The organism is Sphingomonas phoenicis, from assembly GCF_047238005.1.
Lineage (GTDB): Bacteria > Pseudomonadota > Alphaproteobacteria > Sphingomonadales > Sphingomonadaceae > Sphingomonas.
Genome location: NZ_JBDFMC010000002.1, coordinates 345,139 through 364,063, shown reverse-complemented (window position 1 = coordinate 364,063; position 18,925 = coordinate 345,139). Strand labels below are relative to the sequence as shown.

Annotated in this window: 28 protein-coding genes; 26 read left to right on the top strand and 2 right to left on the bottom strand. The window is 64.3% G+C overall.

Going from position 1 to position 18,925, the window contains the following annotated elements; genetic code table 11:
- Positions 1-8 precede the first annotated feature (8 nt).
- The 6 genes from ABC319_RS02550 (at position 9) to ABC319_RS02525 (ending at position 3,035) form a co-directional block, all read left to right on the top strand.
- Positions 9-1,007 carry a major capsid family protein gene (locus ABC319_RS02550; protein WP_413068726.1) on the top strand — a complete coding sequence of 333 codons (999 nt, stop codon included), beginning with the start codon at positions 9-11 and terminating at the stop codon, positions 1,005-1,007.
- 3 nt (positions 1,008-1,010) lie between these two features.
- The gene (locus ABC319_RS02545; protein ID WP_413068725.1) at positions 1,011-1,343 is read left to right on the top strand and encodes a hypothetical protein; all 333 of its coding nucleotides are present in this window, start codon (positions 1,011-1,013) and stop codon (positions 1,341-1,343) included.
- 68 nt (positions 1,344-1,411) lie between these two features.
- On the top strand, positions 1,412-1,816 hold the full coding sequence (locus tag ABC319_RS02540) for a spike base protein, RCAP_Rcc01079 family (protein ID WP_413068724.1): 405 nt from the start codon (positions 1,412-1,414) through the stop codon (positions 1,814-1,816).
- A gap of 6 nt (positions 1,817-1,822) precedes the next feature.
- Positions 1,823-2,311 (top strand): hypothetical protein, encoded by a 489-nt coding sequence (locus ABC319_RS02535; protein ID WP_413068723.1) that lies wholly within the window; start codon positions 1,823-1,825, stop codon positions 2,309-2,311.
- Positions 2,308-2,529 (top strand): hypothetical protein, encoded by a 222-nt coding sequence (locus tag ABC319_RS02530; RefSeq protein ID WP_413068722.1) that lies wholly within the window; start codon positions 2,308-2,310, stop codon positions 2,527-2,529. The genes ABC319_RS02535 and ABC319_RS02530 overlap by 4 nt, the downstream gene beginning before the upstream one ends.
- On the top strand, positions 2,526-3,035 hold the full coding sequence (locus ABC319_RS02525) for a DUF4054 domain-containing protein (RefSeq protein ID WP_413068721.1): 510 nt from the start codon (positions 2,526-2,528) through the stop codon (positions 3,033-3,035). The genes ABC319_RS02530 and ABC319_RS02525 overlap by 4 nt, the downstream gene beginning before the upstream one ends.
- Here ABC319_RS02525 and ABC319_RS02520 read toward each other — a convergent pair.
- Positions 3,005-3,574 (bottom strand): HNH endonuclease signature motif containing protein, encoded by a 570-nt coding sequence (locus tag ABC319_RS02520; protein WP_413068720.1) that lies wholly within the window; start codon positions 3,572-3,574, stop codon positions 3,005-3,007. The two genes, ABC319_RS02525 and ABC319_RS02520, sit on opposite strands and share 31 nt — an antisense overlap.
- A gap of 97 nt (positions 3,575-3,671) precedes the next feature.
- On the opposite strand from ABC319_RS02520, the gene ABC319_RS02515 reads away from it, so the two are divergent.
- The 19 genes from ABC319_RS02515 (at position 3,672) to ABC319_RS02425 (ending at position 16,622) form a co-directional block, all read left to right on the top strand.
- Entirely contained in the window at positions 3,672-4,049 is a 378-nt protein-coding gene (locus ABC319_RS02515; protein WP_413068719.1) for a hypothetical protein, read from the top strand.
- Between the two features lie 57 nt (positions 4,050-4,106).
- Positions 4,107-4,544, top strand: coding sequence for an HK97-gp10 family putative phage morphogenesis protein (locus tag ABC319_RS02510; protein ID WP_413068718.1), 438 nt, complete (start codon positions 4,107-4,109; stop codon positions 4,542-4,544).
- The gene (gene gp17 / locus ABC319_RS02505; RefSeq protein ID WP_413068717.1) at positions 4,544-4,987 is read left to right on the top strand and encodes a tail completion protein gp17; all 444 of its coding nucleotides are present in this window, start codon (positions 4,544-4,546) and stop codon (positions 4,985-4,987) included. Before ABC319_RS02510 ends, gp17 begins: the two co-directional genes overlap by 1 nt.
- Before the next feature lie 312 nt (positions 4,988-5,299).
- Entirely contained in the window at positions 5,300-5,737 is a 438-nt protein-coding gene (locus tag ABC319_RS02500; RefSeq protein WP_413068716.1) for a hypothetical protein, read from the top strand.
- Positions 5,734-6,186, top strand: a complete 453-nt coding sequence (locus ABC319_RS02495; RefSeq protein ID WP_413068715.1) for a GTA-gp10 family protein — start codon at positions 5,734-5,736, stop codon at positions 6,184-6,186. The genes ABC319_RS02500 and ABC319_RS02495 overlap by 4 nt, the downstream gene beginning before the upstream one ends.
- 147 nt (positions 6,187-6,333) lie before the next feature.
- A complete protein-coding gene (locus tag ABC319_RS02490; RefSeq protein WP_413068714.1) occupies positions 6,334-8,376 on the top strand; it encodes a phage tail length tape measure family protein in 2,043 nt (680 codons plus the stop codon).
- A gap of 41 nt (positions 8,377-8,417) precedes the next feature.
- The gene (locus tag ABC319_RS02485; RefSeq protein WP_413068713.1) at positions 8,418-9,017 is read left to right on the top strand and encodes a hypothetical protein; all 600 of its coding nucleotides are present in this window, start codon (positions 8,418-8,420) and stop codon (positions 9,015-9,017) included.
- Positions 9,014-9,676 (top strand): hypothetical protein, encoded by a 663-nt coding sequence (locus ABC319_RS02480; protein ID WP_413068712.1) that lies wholly within the window; start codon positions 9,014-9,016, stop codon positions 9,674-9,676. Before ABC319_RS02485 ends, ABC319_RS02480 begins: the two co-directional genes overlap by 4 nt.
- Positions 9,673-10,080, top strand: a complete 408-nt coding sequence (locus tag ABC319_RS02475; protein WP_413068711.1) for a DUF6950 family protein — start codon at positions 9,673-9,675, stop codon at positions 10,078-10,080. Before ABC319_RS02480 ends, ABC319_RS02475 begins: the two co-directional genes overlap by 4 nt.
- A gap of 509 nt (positions 10,081-10,589) precedes the next feature.
- The gene (locus ABC319_RS02470; RefSeq protein ID WP_413068710.1) at positions 10,590-13,421 is read left to right on the top strand and encodes a hypothetical protein; all 2,832 of its coding nucleotides are present in this window, start codon (positions 10,590-10,592) and stop codon (positions 13,419-13,421) included.
- Positions 13,421-13,819 carry a hypothetical protein gene (locus tag ABC319_RS02465; protein ID WP_413068709.1) on the top strand — a complete coding sequence of 133 codons (399 nt, stop codon included), beginning with the start codon at positions 13,421-13,423 and terminating at the stop codon, positions 13,817-13,819. Before ABC319_RS02470 ends, ABC319_RS02465 begins: the two co-directional genes overlap by 1 nt.
- Positions 13,816-14,100, top strand: coding sequence for a hypothetical protein (locus ABC319_RS02460; RefSeq protein WP_413068708.1), 285 nt, complete (start codon positions 13,816-13,818; stop codon positions 14,098-14,100). The genes ABC319_RS02465 and ABC319_RS02460 overlap by 4 nt, the downstream gene beginning before the upstream one ends.
- 40 nt (positions 14,101-14,140) lie before the next feature.
- Entirely contained in the window at positions 14,141-14,434 is a 294-nt protein-coding gene (locus ABC319_RS02455) for a hypothetical protein (RefSeq protein WP_413068707.1), read from the top strand.
- 13 nt (positions 14,435-14,447) lie between these two features.
- On the top strand, positions 14,448-14,852 hold the full coding sequence (locus ABC319_RS02450) for a hypothetical protein (RefSeq protein ID WP_413068706.1): 405 nt from the start codon (positions 14,448-14,450) through the stop codon (positions 14,850-14,852).
- Positions 14,849-15,448 carry a glycoside hydrolase family 19 protein gene (locus tag ABC319_RS02445; RefSeq protein WP_413068705.1) on the top strand — a complete coding sequence of 200 codons (600 nt, stop codon included), beginning with the start codon at positions 14,849-14,851 and terminating at the stop codon, positions 15,446-15,448. Before ABC319_RS02450 ends, ABC319_RS02445 begins: the two co-directional genes overlap by 4 nt.
- On the top strand, positions 15,445-15,702 hold the full coding sequence (locus ABC319_RS02440) for a hypothetical protein (RefSeq protein WP_413068704.1): 258 nt from the start codon (positions 15,445-15,447) through the stop codon (positions 15,700-15,702). The genes ABC319_RS02445 and ABC319_RS02440 overlap by 4 nt, the downstream gene beginning before the upstream one ends.
- On the top strand, positions 15,702-16,088 hold the full coding sequence (locus ABC319_RS02435) for a hypothetical protein (protein ID WP_413068703.1): 387 nt from the start codon (positions 15,702-15,704) through the stop codon (positions 16,086-16,088). The genes ABC319_RS02440 and ABC319_RS02435 overlap by 1 nt, the downstream gene beginning before the upstream one ends.
- On the top strand, positions 16,072-16,239 hold the full coding sequence (locus tag ABC319_RS02430; RefSeq protein WP_413068702.1) for a hypothetical protein: 168 nt from the start codon (positions 16,072-16,074) through the stop codon (positions 16,237-16,239). The genes ABC319_RS02435 and ABC319_RS02430 overlap by 17 nt, the downstream gene beginning before the upstream one ends.
- Entirely contained in the window at positions 16,236-16,622 is a 387-nt protein-coding gene (locus tag ABC319_RS02425) for a hypothetical protein (RefSeq protein WP_413068701.1), read from the top strand. Before ABC319_RS02430 ends, ABC319_RS02425 begins: the two co-directional genes overlap by 4 nt.
- Positions 16,623-16,663: 41 nt before the next feature.
- Here ABC319_RS02425 and ABC319_RS02420 read toward each other — a convergent pair whose 3' ends face one another.
- Complete coding sequence (locus ABC319_RS02420) at positions 16,664-16,957, bottom strand: hypothetical protein (protein WP_413068700.1); 294 nt, start codon at positions 16,955-16,957, stop codon at positions 16,664-16,666.
- On the opposite strand from ABC319_RS02420, the gene ABC319_RS02415 reads away from it, so the two are divergent.
- Positions 16,956-18,920, top strand: a complete 1,965-nt coding sequence (locus tag ABC319_RS02415; RefSeq protein WP_413068699.1) for a hypothetical protein — start codon at positions 16,956-16,958, stop codon at positions 18,918-18,920. The genes ABC319_RS02420 and ABC319_RS02415 overlap by 2 nt on opposite strands.
- The last annotated feature ends 5 nt before the right edge of the window (positions 18,921-18,925 follow it).

Below are 18,925 nucleotides of genomic sequence, written 5' to 3'. Positions count from 1 at the left end.
GGGCCTACATGACCAAGCCTGTCTTCTTTGATTCCGTCATGCAGGCGGTTGCGCACCTCGACGCGCAGCCGAACGCAGTGGCGTTCGCCGATGGTATCCGCGGCGTCGACCTGAACGATGCCCAGCAGGTTGCCACCTTCCTCGCGCCGCAGCTTCTGCGGGTCGAGCAGGGCGTCTACATGACCCGCTATCCACTGGCTGACTATGCGGAGTTCATGCCGGTCGATACGGCGGGCTCAATCTGGTCGGCGGGCTCGCTGTTCTACTCGGGCGACATTGCCGGCAAGCCGGAGTGGTTCGACGTGGCGGCCGACGACATGCCCTACGCGGACGCCAGCCGTACTCAGTTCCTCCAGGAAAACCACATGGCCGCGATCGGCTATAAGTGGAACCGAGGTGATATGGAGCGCGGTCAGCAGCTCGGCATCAATCCGCTGTCGGATAAGGCTGATGCGGCCACCAAGACCGCCGAGCGGTTCATCCACAAGACGGCGATGGTCGGCGATGGACTGAAGTATCTGACCGGCTTCCTGAACAACCCGCTGGCCACAACCACCAGCGCTGGCGCCACGCTGGCTGCCGGCAATCCGGATGCCGCGGTCGCGACGATCAACAGCGCGCTCACGTCGATCGAGGTCAACACCGGCGAGACCTATCAGGCGACCACTCTGGCGCTGCCGACGACTGTGTACAATGGGCTCGCCTCGCGCCGCATGACCGACACCGGATCGTCGGTGTTGGAGTACATTCGCCAGAACTCGGTGATCCCGAACCTGACGATCAAGCGCTCGCGCCATCTGGAGACGGCTGGCGCTGGCGGTACGAAGCGGCTGGTGGCTTACGCCAACACGCTGGAGGTTCATCGCTTCCACCTGCCGGGTGGCGGTCATCAGTTCTTCCCGCAGTGGCAGAAGGGGCCGTTCTCGTGGGAGGTGCCCGGGATCATGTCGATCGGCGGCTACGAGAACCGCATCCCCAAGGCCATCACCTTCGTGGATGGAGTCTGAACCATGGTGACGTACGACCTGACCAACGAGGCTAAGGGCGCGCGAGGCGTCGGCGACATCTTCGTGGAAGCCGGCGCTACCCGCAAGGGCGTTACGCTGAATGACGATCAGGTGGCGGAGGTGGAGCGCTTCGGTCTGCTCAAGATCAGCGCCGGTCCGCTCGACCATGACGAGGACGGCGAAAAGGGCGGCAGCAAGCCCGACAGCCCGCCCGCACTGTCCGGTAAGACCAAGGCCGAGTTGCTCGACATCGCTAGGGCGGAGGGCGTCGAAGTCGAAGAGGGCGCGACCAACGACGATATCCGTTCGGCCATCGAACTCCACCGCGAGGGCTAATCTTCCTGCCTCGCACACCTCAGGGCCGCTTCACTCCAGTGCAGCGGCCCTTGTTCTAAGGATTGACGATGGCCGACAACATTCTGGCACCCGCGTCCGGCACGTCGTTCGCGACGGATGAGATCGGTGGCATCCATTACCCCCGCACTAAGATCGCTTTCGGTGCGGACGGTACGGCGACCGATGCGTCTGCCGCGAACCCCCTGCCTGTTGCCGATCCGGCCGGCACCGCCGCCATTGCCAAGTTGGGCACCTTCAAGCGCGCTGTCGCGATAACTGAGGCCGATGCCGACCTGTCAGAGCGCCCCGACGCCATCTACATCGGCACTGGCGGCACTCTGGTCGCGCGCTTCGGCAACACGACCGACGTGACCTACTTCAACATCCCGGACGGCTCGTTCATCAACATCAGCCCGTCGCGGATCGGCACGGCTTCCACCGTCGCCGGCATCGTCGCCCACTACTACGTCTAACCTGCCGTGCTGACCTTCCTCCTCGTTACCGGCATCCTCGCTGGCGATCTACAGCCTGGGAGCGGCCCCCTCACCGCGCCTGTCCAGCGGATCGCCACCATCCCGCGCATCCAGGCTCGGACCGTTGTCGTCGCCGGCGCCCCGCTGGGCGTCCAGCGCTACGATCAGGACTTCGACCCGTCCGACAGCGGCGAGTATGCCATGAACTTTGGCACCGCGCTGGATGCTGACGAGCAGATCATCGACATCGAGTATATCGGCGTGTCGGCAGCGGCCGCGGCGATGGGGATCGGCATCGACACCTCAGGCGAACACATCCCCCGCATCACGACAGGGGGCAAGCACGTCCAGTACTGGCCGCTGGTGGAGCAATCACAGTGGCAGGCGCTGTCGTTCGACGCGACCGGCGTTGTGGCACAGGTCAAGGCCCGGGTCCGGACGAACAAGGGGCGGCGCTGGGAGCGCACCGCCTTGCATCAGGTCCGCCAGCTATGATCGTCGACAACGGCGCGCAGGCATCGCTCCTGATCCCTGGTGTGTTTCTCGGCATCGCGGGCACGGCGCGCGGCAAACTGTGGTTCGTGCCCAACCAGAAGAACGCAGATCCTGCCGCGGCCGTCGTCGGGGTACTGGATCAGCAGATCATCCGCATTGAGCCGGTGAAGGACGCTGAGGGGCCGGGCTGGACGTCTCGCTATGAGGTGGCCAAGTGACGCCCGATCAGATGCGCGCCCTGCTGGGTCTTGGCCCTGAGGTCGACGACACAGCGGTCATTGTAGCGTACAACGCCTATCTGGCAGCGCAGACGCCGGCACCCGTCGCCACGGCGACCCCGGCTGACCTGAAGGCGCGCTATTCCGCCTTCGTCGCGGTCGCTGACAACACGATCGGCTACTGGCTGACGGATGCGCTGCGGATTGTCACCCCGGCATGGGGCGAAGACGCCATCCCCGGGCAGATCGCCCTTGCCGCCCACAATATGGCGCTGGACGGGGTTACTGGGATCGCCAAGACCGCAGCCGACCAGCTGCCCGCAGGCGTGACCCGTTTCCGCTCTGCCAGCCTTGATGTTGCAGTAAGTGAAGCAGCGGCCAATCGGTCCATAACGGGGGGATATTCCGCTACTCTCTATGGCCGTGAGTTTGCTGTAATGCTTCACCGCAACTCTGGAGGCCCCCTTTTGGTCGGTTATGTCGAGTTCGGTCGGTCGTGGTTCTGATGATAGCCATGCGCCGGTCTTGCGTTCACAACAGCGGTGATAGCGTCCTGTTTGTCGCGAAAAGTTCCGATATGTCGTCTGGTGCCATCAACGACCACACGGGCTATCCAGCGCTGTCCCCGCGCTTCGAAATGGACGCCCATCGTGCCACTGGTGTTCCGAGCCGTCCGCTTGGAGTTCTGCATGTTGGCCGAATGAGTAACTTCGCGCAGGTTCTCAAGTCTATTATCCGTCGTGATCCCGTTAATATGATCTATGACGCCAGTCGCCCACGCGCCGTACGCCATCGCCCAAATCACCCGATGAGCAGAAACCGACCGCCCCAGAACCTGACCATATGGATAGCCATTCGTCAGATAAGCCAGCGCTTCTGTGCCGGCGAATTGAGTGTTCCAAGTTGCCGCCAGTTGGGCTGGGCGTCTGCGCTTTCCCTCGTACATAGAGGGAGGGCGCGGCATCCAGTACAATTTTCCCGTCTCCGGCTCGTACCGCAGCAGCTTACGCAGGAGTTCAGGCGATGGTAGGGGCTTGTCGGTCATCGGCGAAGGTCCAATTCGCTGTTGATAGGCGTCGGGCGAGGCTCAATTCGTCCGACGCCACCTTGTACCACATCCGTTCCAGCTGGGGAATCCCGGCATGAGCATTGAGCAGGCATTTGCAGACATCGGTATGGCTTTCTCGGCTGCCGGCTTAGGAGCATATTTTGACTCTGAGGTTCGCTGGCCGGGTACGCCTGTGCTGGACGACGGCGGATCGATCACCACCCCCGGCACGCCGATCGTGAAGCCCTGTCAGGTGCAGGTCGACGCTGCCACAGAGGCTATGCGTGCGCAGGAAGGCTATCGCGACATCGATGTTCGGCTGCTCGTGCTGACCGCATCGTTGGCGGGGCAGCTCGACACGGACGCGATTGTCCATGTGACCGCGGGGCCGAGCGCTGGCGCATGGGCGCTGCAAAGCGTCACGCTAGATCCCATGGGCGTATATTGGGACTGCCGAGGGCGGAGGGCATGACACCGTACGATCTGGCTCGCGAAATAGCCGCGATCGGCGTGAAGATGGCCGCAGAAGGTGGCCGCTCGCCCTTCAAAGGGCTGGTGCAGCGTGCCTAGGATCAAAGGCGCCAAAGAGCATAGTCGACGATTGGAGCGCATGCGAGGCAGAGGCGCAGAGCGGCTGATCGGTCAGGCGCTGTTTGTCGGGGGTAACACCATCCAGGTTGAGGCTCAGATCAGCATCACGGCCGGCGCACAATCTGGCAAGGGCCATGTCCCAAGTCAGCCCGGTCAAGCGCCTAACGCTGACACCCATCGACTCGCGGACAACATCGAGACGGTGCAACCTGCCCCCTTGCGTGTCGAAGTTTCCAGCAACGCCCCCTACTCTGCGGCTCTTGAGTTTGGGACTTCAAAAGTCGCCGCGCGCCCCTTTATGGGGCCGGCCGTCGCAGCCAAGAAAGACGAGGTCATCGCGCTGGTCGCTCGTGCCATCTCTGAGGCTAACAAGTAATGGCCGTTGATAGCACCTTGCCCGTTCGACGGGCCATCCTGACGGCCATGAAGAACAGCCCGGCAATCAACGAGCTGTTGCCGGCAGAGCACATCTTCACCAGTGTACCGCCGCCTTCCCCGCCGTGGCCGTTTTCCCGGTATGAGAATTACGGCCCTTCCTCACCAATCATCGCCACATGCCTCGACGGACAAGAACTGAACGTCCGCATCCATGTTTTTGCGAAACCGCGTGAAGTGGCCGGGATCACGGTAGAAACCGGCGAGGATCATGCCTGCCGGATCATGGGGCGGGTTGCTGATGGGCTCGACCAGCGGCGTTATAACATTGATCGCGGGCAGATGCTGGTCATGTGGCGCGGGTCGCTCGTGCTGCCCGATGGAGACGAGGCTGACGCCTTCCATGGGATCGTCAACCTGCGTATCAGGACCTCCACTGCGTAGGAGGTCTGTATGCGTTGGCTCGGCTTGGTCGCTCTGACGATGCTATCGCTTTCGAGCTGCGAGAAGCCGATTAAGTGTAACGTCCAAGGCGAAATTGTCATTCCTGCTGGCGCAAGCGCGTCCGAACGCAGCGCTATGACTGCGGCTAACACTGAACTCGAAAACCGGCGTGTCCAGGCGACTTTCGGCGGCTCGACGGCATACACGACGAAGGCTGGACTGGAGAAGGCTGAAGGCTGCCCCTGACGGCGGTAACAGGCAAGCGCCTCCAGCCATAGCACAGCCGGGTACTATCACGCCCGGAGTGCCCGCATGTCCTATCCGACCGAGTTTGACGCGGCGATCATCTACTCGGTGGTCGGCAGCACCCGCACGATCCTCTGCGGCATCGAAAACGTCACGATCAACGAAACGGCGAATACCAGCGACCGCTTCCGGCGCGACTGCGCGAAGCCAGGGGCGGTCCCTCGCCGTGGCGTGAAGGTCAATGGCCTTCAGTGGGATATCACCGGTTCGGGCGTGGCGAACGCCGATCAGGTCGCCGCGCTCAAGGCATTGCTGGGCGCGCATGCGGACTACGAAGTCGACGGCATCCAGTACGACGGCACGGACGAGGGCAATCTGCTCGGCACCTTCGCTGGTCCCGGCGTGATGACTGCCAAGAACCTGAGCCTTCAGACTGGCGGCGACAGCACGGGCGAGATCACGATCGCCGGTGAGAACGATCTGGTCTGGACGCCGGCAACGTGACCCCGCAAACCGCGCTGGAGCTTCACTTCGGCGACGGCGAATACCTATTTGACCTGAAGCTGCCCCAGCTCGCCGAGCTTCAGGAAAAGCGCGGCTGTGGTGTCTTCGCGCTCTACGCCCGAGTGCTGAAGGGCCGCTATCTCTTCGAAGGTGAAACGATCGGGGTAACCGGCGAAGCGGAAGCCTATGCCGAGGATCTGCTGGAGACGATCCGCCTAGGTCTGATCGGTGGCGGACGCGGTATCGTCAATGGGGTCGAGGTCATCGTCTCTGCAATGACGGCCAAGCGGCTTGTCGAGCACTACGGCGCGGCGGCCCCATTGCGCGAGGCTTGGGCCACTGCGGCGGCTATCTTGGCGGCTCGCATCGAAGGGTACACACCGCCAAAAAAAGCGGAGCCGGCGAAAAAGCCGGCGACCGCGAAAAGCCGATCGACTTCGCGCAAGTGATCACGAACTGCTCCGTCTTCGAAGCCGACTGGCGTGATCTGACGTGGTGGGAATACCAGGCCCGCCTGTGGGGCTGGAACGACGCGCACAATACTGAGCGGCCTGCTGCTGATGCGGCGCGGCTCACGAAGCTGATGGAGGCCCGAGGTGGCGGTCACTGCTGATAGCGTCGTCGTTGAGCTGATCGCAAAGACCGATGGCTATACCGCGGTCGTGACTGGCGCGGCCTCCGCAACCGAGACGAGCATGTCTCGGATTGAAAGGTCGGCATCTCGCGCAGAGGGTCAGATCGTTCGCTCATCAGCTGCTATGGCGAACGCTCAGCGTAACCTTGGCCGCCAAATCGCCGATATCGGCGTGGGCCTGTCTAGCGGGCAATCACCATTTCTGATCCTCGCCCAGCAGGCCCCGCAGGTTGCTGACGCGCTGGCGGATACTGGCGGCAGGGCTGCCCGGGTTGCCTCGTTCTTCGCAGGGCCATGGGGAGCCGCGTTACTCGCTGCCGGTTCGGTAGCAGCGCTCCTTGCCGAAAAGTTATTCAGCCTGAAGTCAGCCCATGATGAGGTAAAGGCCGCAGCCGAGGCGACTGCTGAAGCCGAGCGGTTGCTCGCCGGCGTCTTGGGTGGAACGGCCAATCAGTCGGAGCGTGCGCGCATAGCCTCACTCGATCGTGCACGAGCGATGACCTACGAGGCGCGGGCCACCCTGAATAATGCTCAGGCTCAGCTGACCCTAGCCCGCGCCTATGCTGCTGCTGCGGCGGCTACCGAGCGGGCTGCACCGGCCACGATGGGCATCCCCGGTCGGGGTGCGGCATCGTCGGCCATCACGGCACGGCAGCGTCAGACCGATGTTGATATCGCCCAGGGCAACCTTAATGCCCTAGAAATCCGCCTTCGCAATCTGGAGAAGGTGGCTGGCGGTGCTCGGGCTGTCGAGGCGAAGCGCGAGAGCGACAAGCAAGATAAAGCGGATGCAGCGGCCGCGCGGAAGGCTGCCGCTGCCGCCCGCCGTGCCGAACGCGAGGCTGAGAAGCAGGCGCGTGAGCAGGCGCAGTTCGTCAGCCAGCGTCTTCGCGGGCAGGCGGAGCTAGCGGACGCTGAAGCGGCGCTTACATCCGATACCCGCCTTCAGGACGAAGCCACCCGTAAGCGCATCATAGCCGAGCGCGATGCTGCTAAAGCGCAGATCAATGCCGATCCCGATCGTAGCAAGGCCCAAAAAAGCGAGCTTGCCAGCTACGAGGATCGCATCGCCAATGCGCGGCTGAGGCTGGTTAACATCAACGAGGCTCAGCGCTTCCTCGACGAGACGCTGGCTTTGCAGAAGGCAGAACTCGACGGGCAGGCTGATGCGCTGAACGAACAGGGCAATCTTGCCGAAACCAACGTCGAGCGGCGCAACGTCGCGCTTCGGCTGCTGGATCTCGCTTTCGAACGCGAGCGGCTGGAACTGGAATCGGTGCTGGCTTCGAAGAAGACGACCGAGGTTGAAAAGCAGATTGCACAGAAGCGTCTCGCCCAGCTTGGCGGGCTATTCGGTGCCCGGCGCGAGGGCGTTGAGCGGCAGTATGAGGGGGTAGCGGCCCGCTACCAGCGTCAGACTGAGGCGGTGGGCCGCAACCTGTCGGAGGCGGTAGATGGTATCGCGGTCGACGGGCTGGAGGCGCTGAACACTCAGTTGACGGATGCCGTGGTGAACTCCAAGAACCTTGGGGACGCATTCCGGAACGTGTCGCGCCAGATCGTTGCGGACCTGCTGCGGATCGCTATCCAGCAGGCCGTCATCAAGCCTCTTGCTCAAAGCCTGTTCGGTGGCAGCGGCGGGGGTGGCGGTATCGGCGCTTCCATCGCCGGGCTCTTCGGCCGCGCCTCTGGCGGCTATGTCGGACCCGGCCAGACTGTGCGGGTAAATGAGGGAGCAAGTCGCGGGCCTGAGCTGCTCCGCATGGGCGCGCAGGGCGGCACGGTCATTCCGCTGGGGCAGACGCGAGCAGAGCGGCCAGCATCCGCCGCTTCCATGCCGCCTGTCGTGATCCAGCTGGCAGCCCGCAAGGGTGATGCCTTCGCGATGGAGGTGCTGAGCGTCACCGGCCCGCAGACAGTGCAGATCCTTCAGCAGGCAGCGCCCGGGCTGGTTCAGGCGGCGACGGTCAACACGGTCGCAGAGCTTCGCAAGCCGGGGCTCTGACGGCGGTAATCGCGCTGCTGTCGCCAGCCTAGCCGATAGACATGGCTGAAATCCTGTTCCCTGCCGGCGTGGAACTCGCGTCCGAGGGATGGATGCTGAACGAGCCGGCTCAGGTGAACCGCTCGGGCTGGACGAACACCCGCAAGGTTGTAGGCCTGCCCGGCGCCGGTCTCTGGCAGGCCACCGCCACCATCGATGGCATCGCCACTGAAGACGAAGAGGCTGTCGTCCGCGCCTTCATCATCGGGCTGCGCGGCGTCCGCAACACCTTTCGCCTGCGCGCCGGCTGTTCGCAGACCACAGTCACGACGGCAACGGTTCGGACGGACGCGGGCAATGCCGATACGCTCCCGATGCAGGGTCTTCCGGCAAATGCCACAGTCCTGAAGGCGGGCAAGTTCCTGACGGTGAAGCTGCCCAGCGGCCACTTCCGCCTTGTGTGCCTCACCCTTCCCCTCGTCACAAACGGTCAGGGTCAGGGCACCGCGTCGTTCGGGCCCGAGCTGGGCGAGATCCCCGCAGCTGGTACGGCGGTGGAGTTGATCAACCCCTTCGCCATGATGGCAATGACGCAGCCGATCGGCTGGTCGCGGGCGAACGGCCTGACTGCCTTCAGCTTCGAATGCGAGGAAGCCCGGTGAGCCGCCCCGACGCAGCCGCCTCACTGGCGCTCGACGCGCAGGTCATTCGCCCGGTCTTCTTCTGCTATCTCGACATCCTGGGTGACCCGCTGCGGGCGAATACCAGCGGCCATACCATCGCCTTCACGGGCACCGGTAACACCGACCTAGACGGGTTCAGCTTCGACGGGATCGACCCCACGGTGGTCGACATCGGCCCTGTCCGGAACAAGGACGGCGGGTCTGACAGCGTGACGGCCAAGCTGTCCGGACTGGTCACGCTGGATAGCGCGCTGCTCAACATCGTCGGCAACAAGGCCAACTGGCAGGGCCGCACCGGCCAGCTGTGGCGGATGATCCGCGACGAGAACGGCACCCAGCGGGGAGCGGTGCAGCATTATTTTACCGGTTGGATGACCTCGCTTACCATCGGCGGATCGCCTGAGAGCCAGACGATCAACCTGACGATACAGAGCTACCTCGCCGCCTATACCGCCGCATCGAACCGGACGTACCTCGACCAAGAGACGTTCGACCCGGGCGACCTCTCTGCCCGCGCCGCTATCGCCATCGCAAACGGCAACAGCGGCTCGCCCATCATCGGCAACACACCCGTCAGCTATGGCGCAGGCGCGTCCTACGGCACTGGCGGCATTATCCCCAGACTGGATAGCCGATGATCCGCCTCCCCGATTGGGAACAGCGCCTGCACGACTATCTGGCCGGGCTGGAAGGTGCCGAATTTGTCTGGGGCAAGATGGACTGCGCCCTGTTCGCAGCTGGTGCCGTCGAGGCGATGACCGGCGAGGACCCCGCCGCAGCATACCGGGGCAAGTACCGTTCCGTCGCCGGCAGCGTCCGCGCGCTGAAGACCTACGGCGCCGGCACGCTGGCAGCGACGATCGACGCCGGGTTTGAGGAACGCGAGGTCGGCTTCGCTCGCCGCGGCGACCTCGTGATGGTCGACGGCATGGTGGGCGTCTGCATCGGGCCGGACGCGCTGTTCATCGGTGAGGAAGACGGCGCGCCAGGGCTGATCCGGTTTGGCCGTGAGCGCTGGGCCAAAGCCTGGAGCGTTGGCTGATGGGTAAGGCTGTCGGCACGGTCTTGAAGGTCGGCGCTGCAATCGCGACGGTCGGCGCCATCGTCGCAACCGCTGGCGCAGCGCTGGTCCCGCTCGCAGGTACGGCGACCTTGTTTGGCGTATCCGCCGGCACGTTCAGCCTAATCGCGTCCGGGCTGGCGTTGGGTGGATCACTGCTGGCCGGCAAGCCGAAGGCGCCGCGCGCATCCGACGCAGGGTTCGACCGGCTGAACGCGTCGGTCAACACGCGGGCATTCCGCACTTTTGTAGCTGGCGGAACCGCCATGGCGACCGATGTTCGCGATCAGGAGTGGGCGACCGATCAATCCACCCTTGATCGGTTCATCGTCTGCGCCAGCCACCGTGTCCGTGCGATCCGCGAGATCTGGTTCGACGACAAGCTGGCGTGGACGAGCGGTGGCGGGGTCACCTCGACCTATGCCGGCTACCTGACGGTCAACGCGATCCTTGAAGGATCGGCAGCCAACGCAATCGTCACCAGCAGCCGCATGGGCTCCTCCCGCCGCTACACCGGCTGCGCGTACATCCGCCTCCGCTACAAGCTGACCGGCAACAGCAAGAAGACCGAGAGCCCCTTCGCCGGCGGGTCGATCCCAACCCGCATGACGATCGTCGGTGACGGCATCCCCGTTCCCGATCCTCGTGCGTCCGGCTTCAACCCTTCCGATCAGAACACGTGGTCGACGGTGGACAGTGCTTGCCGCAATCCTGCGCTGGTGATGCTCGCCTACCTGCTCGGCTGGCGGATCAACGGCAAGCTGGCGGTCGGTAAGGGTATTCCCCCTGCCCGCCTCGATCTCGCGAGCTTCGCGACCGCGGCCAACGTCTGCGATGAGCCGGTCACGCGCCCGAACGGCACGACCGAGCCCCGCTATCGCTGCGACGGCATCTTCAGCGAGGGCGATGAAACCAGCCTCGTCCTCGACAACCTGAAGGCGACGATGAACGCCGTGCTGGACGACGTTGACGGCAAGATCCGCCTGTCCGTGCTTTTCAACGACCTCGCCGCGCCGATCGGCAGCCTGACCACGGCAGACGTGCTGGGCGAGTATACGTGGGACCAGACCGCACCGCTCAGCGACAGCGTGAACGTGATCCGCGGCGCCTACACCGATCCGTCAACCGCCTCGCTGTACCAGATGGTTGACCATCCCGAGGTGCGGATCGCCAGCACGGACGGGATCGATCGCGTCCAGACGATCAACCTGCCGCTGGTCCAGTCCGCCGGGCAGGCGCAGCGCCTCGCCAAGCTGCGGTTGGCCCGGTTCCAGTTCGGGGGCACCTTCACCGCCGTCTTCCAGGCGACCGCATGGAAGTTCCAGAAGGGTGACGCGATCCGCTTCAGCTTCTACCCGCTGGGCTGGACGAACAAGCTGTTCCGCATTGCCGACATGACCATCCAGGTCGATGGCACCGTGCCCATGATGCTGCGAGAGGAAGACCCCGCCATCTATGCCGCGTATTCGGACGAAACGGCAGCGGTGCAGGGGGCGGCGCCCACCGTCTACGATCCGCAGCAGTGGCCGATTATTCAGGGGATCATCGATCTCGACGCGCAAATCGCCCGCGCAGTGTCGGACGGCTGGCTCGACCCGTCTGAGAAGCGTCAGGCCAAGATCGACTATGACCAGCGGACGGCCCAGCGCGATGCGTTGCAGCAGCGCTATGTCGATCTGGGGTCGCCATCTTACCTCGCATCGGTCCGCGACAACGCCTTCGCCAAGGTGCAGGCGCTCTACGATTACCTTCAAGGCCTGTCGCCGTCGTGGCTTGATTATACCACGATATCGGCCGTCCCCGACCCGGCGGGTTATCAGGCCGCGTGGCGGGACGCCTCGCAGGCGCTGGAGCAGTTCGGTGCCGCCCTTGCCGGTGGCGAGGGCCTGACGCCAGAAGAGCGCGCCGCCCTAGCCGAAGCCATCGCCCGCATCGAAGCGATGTCGTCGGATTCGATCCTGTCGCGCGACGAGAAGTCGCAGACGATCATCGACAAGAACGCGCTGGTCAACGACTGGCAGATCAAGCGCACCCTGTCGGCCGACTACGAGGCGTCCAACCCGGCTTTGGGCGCGGCGCGGGTAGCGGCCGACAACGCCGTGTACGCATGGGACGATTATCTCCGCAGCCTTTCGCCGGCATGGGACGACACGGCGACGGACACGCCGATCAACCCGACCAATTACCGGAACGCGTGGACACTCGCCTATCAGCGCGTCTCTGCCCTGAGCGCGCAGCTCAACCTGGCGCTGGGACCGCAGATCGCCGCGGTGTCTGATCGACTGGCCCGAGTGGCTTCCGATGGCTGGTTGTCGGCAGGCGAGAAGCCGCAGGCCATCATCGACAAGAATGCCCTCGTGGCGGATTGGACGGCGCTGCGGGCCAAAGCGGCAGATGGCTTGGAGGCCGCAAACCCCGCGATCGGCGCAGCACGGCTAGCGGCTGATGACGCGATCTACGACTGGGATGATTATCTCCGTTCGCTAATGCCGGCGTGGGATGACGTGACGGTCGACACGCCTATCATTCCTGCTAATTATCGAAATGCTTGGGGGCTGGCCTATCAGAAGGTAGCCGATTTCAATGCGGCACTGACGGCCCAACCGGGGGAGAAGGGCGACAACGCCCCGAACCTGACAGTGAACCCGGTTCTGTCTCAGCTGAAGGTCGACAAGACGGGCGCATACGTGCCGGGGCAGTCGTACAGCATCAACGTGACCCGCGTGGAGCTACCGGGCGTTCCCACGTTCATGCGAAACGACGGTTATACCGACACAGCCGCAGGCTTCGCGCAAAGCGACCCGTCCAGCTTCTCGACCACTGGGCCTGATAACCTGACCATCTCGGCAGCAGGCGCCATCGCGAATATGAATGCTTTCGGGGGCGCGGCGGGGGCGCTGACATTCGTTGTCGCGGTTCCGGGTAGCCCGCTGCGAGCTACGGCGACGATCCAGAAGAACAGCGATGGAGCGCAGGGCGCAAACGGCGCTAGCAATACATCGGCTACATCGTTCGGGGGCACCCCTGGCACTCTCGTACCACCGGGCGCGACGGTAACGCTGGAAACGTCTGTCCAAGTCATCAACAACGGCCCATCAGGGCAGTTCAGGGTCGAGCTGTACCGACAAATGCAGGGCGGCGGCTCCATCGTCGTTCAAGGCGTCACACAGACTATCGCTGCGGGGGGTGACTTCACCTTCAATCTATCCGGCACGTATACCAACAACACAGCCGCCAACGTCTTCCTGCAAGGCGCTGCATCTGCGTTCCGCGTGTCTGACGGCAGCAATGTCGGCGGGCAGGGCTATGTGAGGATCTACTGATGAGCTGGCTTCTCATCGACAGCGATACCCACGAGATCGCGTCAGGACCATATGACGACGAGCCCGAAGCTACGGAAGGCGTCTATGCCACGGCTGTGATGTTCGGCTGGCCCGAAACAGTGGATTGGGTGCCCGCTATGCAGGGCTTCGTCCGCAAGCCGGCGCCAGAGCCGCTCACGCGCCTCGCCTTCCAGCGTCTGTTCACCCAAGCCGAGCGCATTGCCATCCGCACGTCCACCGACATGATCGTGCAGGACTTCATGGCCCTATCAGCGTTGGCCGTCGACATCGACTTGGCTGATCCAGACGTAGTGATGGGCGTCGGCTATCTGGAAAGCGTCGGCTTGATCGGCGAAGGGCGCGCTGCCGCGATCACAGCCGGACAGGCGCCGGCATGAAACGGCTGCGCGAGTGGCTTCAGCAGATACTCGTCTCGATCGACCAGCTGGTGAAGGTGCTGGTGATCGACTTCGCCTATGTGCTGCACCTGACCGATGACAAGCCATCCGCTGACGAAACAATCAGCAGCTATGTCGGGCGCGGAGAGCTTCGCGGCGACCGTTGGGCGCTGATCCTCGCGCCTATGATCGATCGGCTGTTCATTCTGCTGGGCGAGGCTCCGGGCCATTGCCAGCGAAACGTCGAGACAGCGTTCGTCGGAGACGCACCTACGCCCTGACGGCGGTAATCGCGGACGACGCGTGGCCTGATAGCGGGCCATGCTGCCTGATCTGCTGACATGCCTGCGCCTGTTGAATGTCGCGAGTTGGGGCGCGGCACTCATCTACGTCCTCCCGGGGGCATCGGCCGCAGTTTTCGGGCCAGCCCGACGGGGTGACCCGATGCGGCTCGGCTGCGCGACGACGGCCATTGTCATGCTCGGATTTGTTCTGCGCTGGCTGGTGATGCCCGACAGTGAGGCGGCTTGGGCTGCCCTTTACGCGCTGGGCGCAGCCGATGCGGTATTCATCATAGCGCTGGCTCGTAGCTACGGCCGCGGCGGTCATGTCTGAGCCGCTCCCCTTCATGAAGGAACTGACGCCGGGCGGTGTAGGCATCTGGGTGCTGGTATTCGGCTTTTTCGGTGCGATGGTGAAGGCGTGGCCGGCGTTGAAGAAGCTCGCCAACGAGCGGGAGGCCGGCGCTCTCGCCGCTCGCGCTGAAGACATGGAAGACATGCGCAAGCGTATCAGCGACCTAGAAGCCAAGGTCGAGACTGCTTCGACCGCTGCGCACTCTGCTGAGCTGAAGCTGGTCTACGCGGTAAGCGCTGTCCAGCTACTCGCCGCGAAGATCCGCGCCGACAACCCCAACGATCCAGCCCTGCTGCAAGCCATGGAGCTGCTGAAGGCCGCGACCAGCGGCGAGATGCCGCCGTGGGCCGGCAAGGTCGCTTCGGGAATCAACAACATCCGGGGAACAGGCGAATGAACGAAGCCGCCTTCTTCAAGACGGTGCGCACCCGGCTGGGCATCCTCAACCAGGGACAGGTCAACGGCCTGAACACGCTGCTGGCAGCGGCTGAAGGCGCCCCCCTGTCCCATGCTGCCTACATGCTGGCCACTGCCTGGCACGAGACGGCTAAGACCATGCAGCCGATCCGTGAGCGTGGCGGTACGGCCTATTTCACCCGCATGTATGACGTGGCCGGCGAGCGCCCCAAAACGTGCATCGCCTATGGCAACACCTGTGCTGGCGACGGGCCTCGCTACTACGGCCGCGGCTATGTGCAGCTGACGTGGAAGGTGAACTACGCCAAGGCCGGCGAGAAGCTCGGCGTGGATCTGGTCGGCAACCCCGATCTGGCGATGAACGCTGAGCTGGCGGCCAAGATCATGCGCCGCGGCATGGATGAGGGCTGGTTCAGCGGCAAGAAGCTGTCGGACTACCTCCCGGCTTCCGGCACCGCCACCCGCGAGCAGTATGTAGCCGCGCGCCGCATCATCAACGGCACCGATCGCGCTGAGCTGGTCGAGGACTATGCGCAGGCGTTCGAACGCGCCCTGCGTGACGGAGGCTGGGCATGAAGTTCCCCGATGCCCGCGAGGTCATGGCCTTCTGCATCATGGGCATGTTCGCCTATGGATTCGCGAAGAACCCGCACGAGCCGCTGATCGTCGGTGCGATGATCGCCGCCTTCTCGACGGCCTACGGGTTCTATCTGGGCGGTTCCAAGGTCGGTTCGGACACGGCGACCAAGAACGCCGATACGCTCGCCGCTCGCGCTGCGGAGCCAGCCGGCACGCCTGACGATCCCGTATCGGTAAAGGAAGCGCGCTGATGCCTCTACTCGCCTTCTTCGCCCGCGTCCCTGAGCGCTGGCGCACCGCCGCCATCGTCGCCTGCGCCTTCCTGCTGCTGGTTGCCGCCTGCGGTGTGATCGGCTTCGCCTTCGACCGGTGGCTCTCAGGCAAGCAGGCGCAGGCAATCCGCATCGACCGCGCCGATGCCAGTCTTGACGCTGCCGAGCGCACGATCGCGGCCGATCGCACCGCCACAGCCAACCAGACCGCGGCAGACGCCGCCTTCCAGAATAGTCAGGAGGCTCTACGCGATGAAGTTCGCACCAAAGGCACGGATGCTGCTGTCGGTCCTGCTACCGCTGGCGTCCTTGAGCGGTTGCGCCGGGAGCAAGCCGGTGCTGCGCGTCATGATCCCGCCCGCTGATCGCCTCGCCTGCGCGGCTGAACCCGCCGTCCCGACTGAGCTGACCGACGCGTCCGTGGCTGGGTACATCGTCGACCTGCGCGGCGCCGGCGAGGATTGCCGGTCGGCTGTCCGCTGGCTGCGCGACTGGTCACAGGAAGCCGGAAAGTGATCGGCGCTGCCCTCTCCCGTCGCAGCGGCAGGCTGAAGCTGGGTTTGCGGCTTGGCAAGCCGCCCATCGTCGTTCCCGGCGCCACCCTCGACAACACGCTCGGCACCTCCACGATCACGCCGGCGACTACGGTGCAGAACTTCACGTCTGCTTGGGGCGCGCCGATCCGATCGGCATTTGCTGCCAAGGGCGTAACACTGTCGAACGATGACAGCCGCGCGGTCAACGTCATCGCGGCTGACTATATCGCAGCGGCCGAGGCTGCCGCGACGCCCAGCTTTCCCGCATTCAGCATCGCCAACGCGGCGACTGTCAGTGAAGGCGATCCAACCCCTCCAGCATTTACGATCGCCAACGCGGCGACCGTTTCGGAAGGCAATTAAGCCATGGCATTCCTTCGTTTCCCGGTCACCATCCCTGCTGCTTACAGCGCTGATTGCAGCGTTTTAGTCACGCCGGGGCCGGGCGATACCAATCCGGCGAGCGCGGCAGATTTGGTCAACGGATTTACTGCCATTCGCGTCACTATCCCGGCGGGGAGTACGTCAGCCAACGCGGATTTCGCAATCGCGCCTGACACCGATCTTGAGTCGAACGAGCAGGTAAAGGCGACGCTATCGGCGCCGTTGCCGTCTGGTGCGACGATTGCAGTGGGCACGGCTATCGGCATCATCAACGACGATGACGCCGCATCCGAGACGCCGGCGACCTTCACCATGTCCCAGCTGGCAACGCCCAGCCGGACCTATCAGCGATCGACCACGACCGGCGGTGCGCCGGGTAAGGGGGCAGGGCCGGTGCGTGTCGCCGTCAATGTCACCGGCGCCGGGGCGCTATACGCCCGCGTCCGCCGCGCGTCCGATAGCAGCGTCGTGCAGGCACCATGGCGCGTCACCGCGAGCGCTCCTGTTGCCAACGGACCGATCGACGTGACCGGCGTCGAGGCGCGCACTGGCCGGCTGCTGCTGGACCTGGGTGGGAGCGCGACCGGCCCCTGGCAGGCGGGCACGGTGGCGTTCTACATGGGCGACATCGCCATGATCCGCGGCCAGTCCCTTGCCGTCCGCATGGGCTACAATCAGCAGGACACCGCCTCCATCGAGTCGCTGGGGGTCACGGTCAATCCGGAGAATGGTGCCGTCATCGGCACCGGCGAGATCAACACCAACGGGGCGTGGATCCAGCCAACCACCGGCAGCAACGTGCTGAACGCAGCCGCGGCGGCGGACTTGATCAATCGTCACGCTGCGATGAGCGGCGTCGCCTGCGGCCTCGCATTCTCGGTCAACGGTGCGACCAGCATCGATCAGTGGCAGCCCGGCGGCACCTTTGCCAACCAGACGATCGATCTGTTGAATGCGGTCGGCAACCGCATCGCCGCGCACTGGTGGTATCAGGGCCATTCCGACGTTGGGAAGACCTATCTCGACATCCGGGCGAAGCTGGAGCTGGCCGACAAGGTCGTGCTCGACAACGTCACCGGCCCGGCGCCAAGCCGGTTCTACACGAGCGTCCCCAACATCAACAGCGCGACCTACGGCCCCGAACCGATGCGGGCTACCGGTCGCGGCGTGTACGAGGACTATGCGAAGGAGAGCGGGGGAACGTACATCCCGCTCCACAATATCGACACGCTGGCCACCGAGGGCATCCACGCGACCCAGATCGGCGCGATCTATCAGGGGTATTCCTTCCTGCGCGCGATGGGCGGCGCCCGCTTTGGCCTGGTCGGGCTGGGCGGCGGCGTTCTCGGTACACCAACGGTCAGCGGTGCCACCGTCTTCGTGCCGGTTACGCTGCCGGCGGGTGCCACGACGCTGACCGCTGTCGGCGATCCGAAGTCGCGGTTCATGGTCCGCGAGCGTTCGACCAACGCCGCGCTGACGATCAACTCGCTTACCGTTGGCGCGACAGGCATAACGATCCAGCTGGCCGCTGCACCCGCCTCAGGTCGTGTCGAGATATCGCCGTTCCTCACCTCCGGCGACGATGGCCGGCAGAACATGATCTATGTCGATCTGGCGGGCGATGGCATTCCCATCAATCGACCGCTGACCGTGCCGGCCCGCCCGATCCTCAGCCGGCCGAAGATCAACCTGACTGCCGAGTCCAGCACCGCCGTGACCTATGCGGCTGGCCGGTTCGCGCAGGGGCGGCGGCAGGGCAACCTTACCTCACCCCTCAACACCGTCCCCAGCATCTATGGCGGTTGTTCGGTGGAGTGCTGGCTTACGCCGGTGTCGGTCGCGACGACCGGGCTTCAGGTGCCGATGTTCGTGCCGGGCGGCTATGAGTACTGGACGAGCGACGGCGCGACCATCGGCTATAACGGCGGCGGGACGACTGTACCGCTGGTGGTCGGCCAGCACTATCATCTGGTGCTGTTCATCCATCCCGGCGGGCAGCGCTACACCGTGTTCGTCAACGGCGTACCGATCCTCAGCACCAACGCCGGCGCGACACCAGAGATGCAAGGCAGCGCCCGCTTCGGTCACTTCATCGACAACAACCCGTACACGGGAGGCGTCATCAGCGAGGCCGCGATCTTCCATGCGCCGACGCGCTACCGAAAGAACAACTTCGCGCCGCCCACCGCCGCCTATGTCGGCAACGAGGAGGGCTTGCTGCACCTCTGGCACCTGAATGGCGATCTCACCGACAGCTGCACCCTGAACGTCTGAACTGG

Bases quoted from the DNA above. Each gene is read 5' to 3' on its own strand.
- gp17 (WP_413068717.1), top strand. From the start codon at position 4,544: ATGGCCGTTGATAGCACCTTGCCCGTTCGACGGGCCATCCTGACGGCC.
- ABC319_RS02515 (WP_413068719.1), top strand. From the start codon at position 3,672: ATGAGCATTGAGCAGGCATTTGCAGACATCGGTATGGCTTTCTCGGCT.
- ABC319_RS02415 (WP_413068699.1), top strand. From the start codon at position 16,956: ATGTCCCAGCTGGCAACGCCCAGCCGGACCTATCAGCGATCGACCACG.
- ABC319_RS02440 (WP_413068704.1), top strand. From the start codon at position 15,445: ATGAAGTTCCCCGATGCCCGCGAGGTCATGGCCTTCTGCATCATGGGC.
- ABC319_RS02520 (WP_413068720.1), bottom strand. From the start codon at position 3,574: ATGACCGACAAGCCCCTACCATCGCCTGAACTCCTGCGTAAGCTGCTG.
- ABC319_RS02550 (WP_413068726.1), top strand. From the start codon at position 9: ATGACCAAGCCTGTCTTCTTTGATTCCGTCATGCAGGCGGTTGCGCAC.
- ABC319_RS02435 (WP_413068703.1), top strand. From the start codon at position 15,702: ATGCCTCTACTCGCCTTCTTCGCCCGCGTCCCTGAGCGCTGGCGCACC.
- ABC319_RS02460 (WP_413068708.1), top strand. From the start codon at position 13,816: ATGAAACGGCTGCGCGAGTGGCTTCAGCAGATACTCGTCTCGATCGAC.
- ABC319_RS02450 (WP_413068706.1), top strand. From the start codon at position 14,448: ATGAAGGAACTGACGCCGGGCGGTGTAGGCATCTGGGTGCTGGTATTC.
- ABC319_RS02500 (WP_413068716.1), top strand. From the start codon at position 5,300: ATGTCCTATCCGACCGAGTTTGACGCGGCGATCATCTACTCGGTGGTC.
- ABC319_RS02485 (WP_413068713.1), top strand. From the start codon at position 8,418: ATGGCTGAAATCCTGTTCCCTGCCGGCGTGGAACTCGCGTCCGAGGGA.
- ABC319_RS02465 (WP_413068709.1), top strand. From the start codon at position 13,421: ATGAGCTGGCTTCTCATCGACAGCGATACCCACGAGATCGCGTCAGGA.
- ABC319_RS02475 (WP_413068711.1), top strand. From the start codon at position 9,673: ATGATCCGCCTCCCCGATTGGGAACAGCGCCTGCACGACTATCTGGCC.
- ABC319_RS02420 (WP_413068700.1), bottom strand. From the start codon at position 16,957: ATGGTGAAGGTCGCCGGCGTCTCGGATGCGGCGTCATCGTCGTTGATG.
- ABC319_RS02530 (WP_413068722.1), top strand. From the start codon at position 2,308: ATGATCGTCGACAACGGCGCGCAGGCATCGCTCCTGATCCCTGGTGTG.
- ABC319_RS02540 (WP_413068724.1), top strand. From the start codon at position 1,412: ATGGCCGACAACATTCTGGCACCCGCGTCCGGCACGTCGTTCGCGACG.
- ABC319_RS02545 (WP_413068725.1), top strand. From the start codon at position 1,011: ATGGTGACGTACGACCTGACCAACGAGGCTAAGGGCGCGCGAGGCGTC.
- ABC319_RS02445 (WP_413068705.1), top strand. From the start codon at position 14,849: ATGAACGAAGCCGCCTTCTTCAAGACGGTGCGCACCCGGCTGGGCATC.
- ABC319_RS02455 (WP_413068707.1), top strand. From the start codon at position 14,141: ATGCTGCCTGATCTGCTGACATGCCTGCGCCTGTTGAATGTCGCGAGT.
- ABC319_RS02470 (WP_413068710.1), top strand. From the start codon at position 10,590: ATGGGCTCCTCCCGCCGCTACACCGGCTGCGCGTACATCCGCCTCCGC.
- ABC319_RS02430 (WP_413068702.1), top strand. From the start codon at position 16,072: ATGATCCCGCCCGCTGATCGCCTCGCCTGCGCGGCTGAACCCGCCGTC.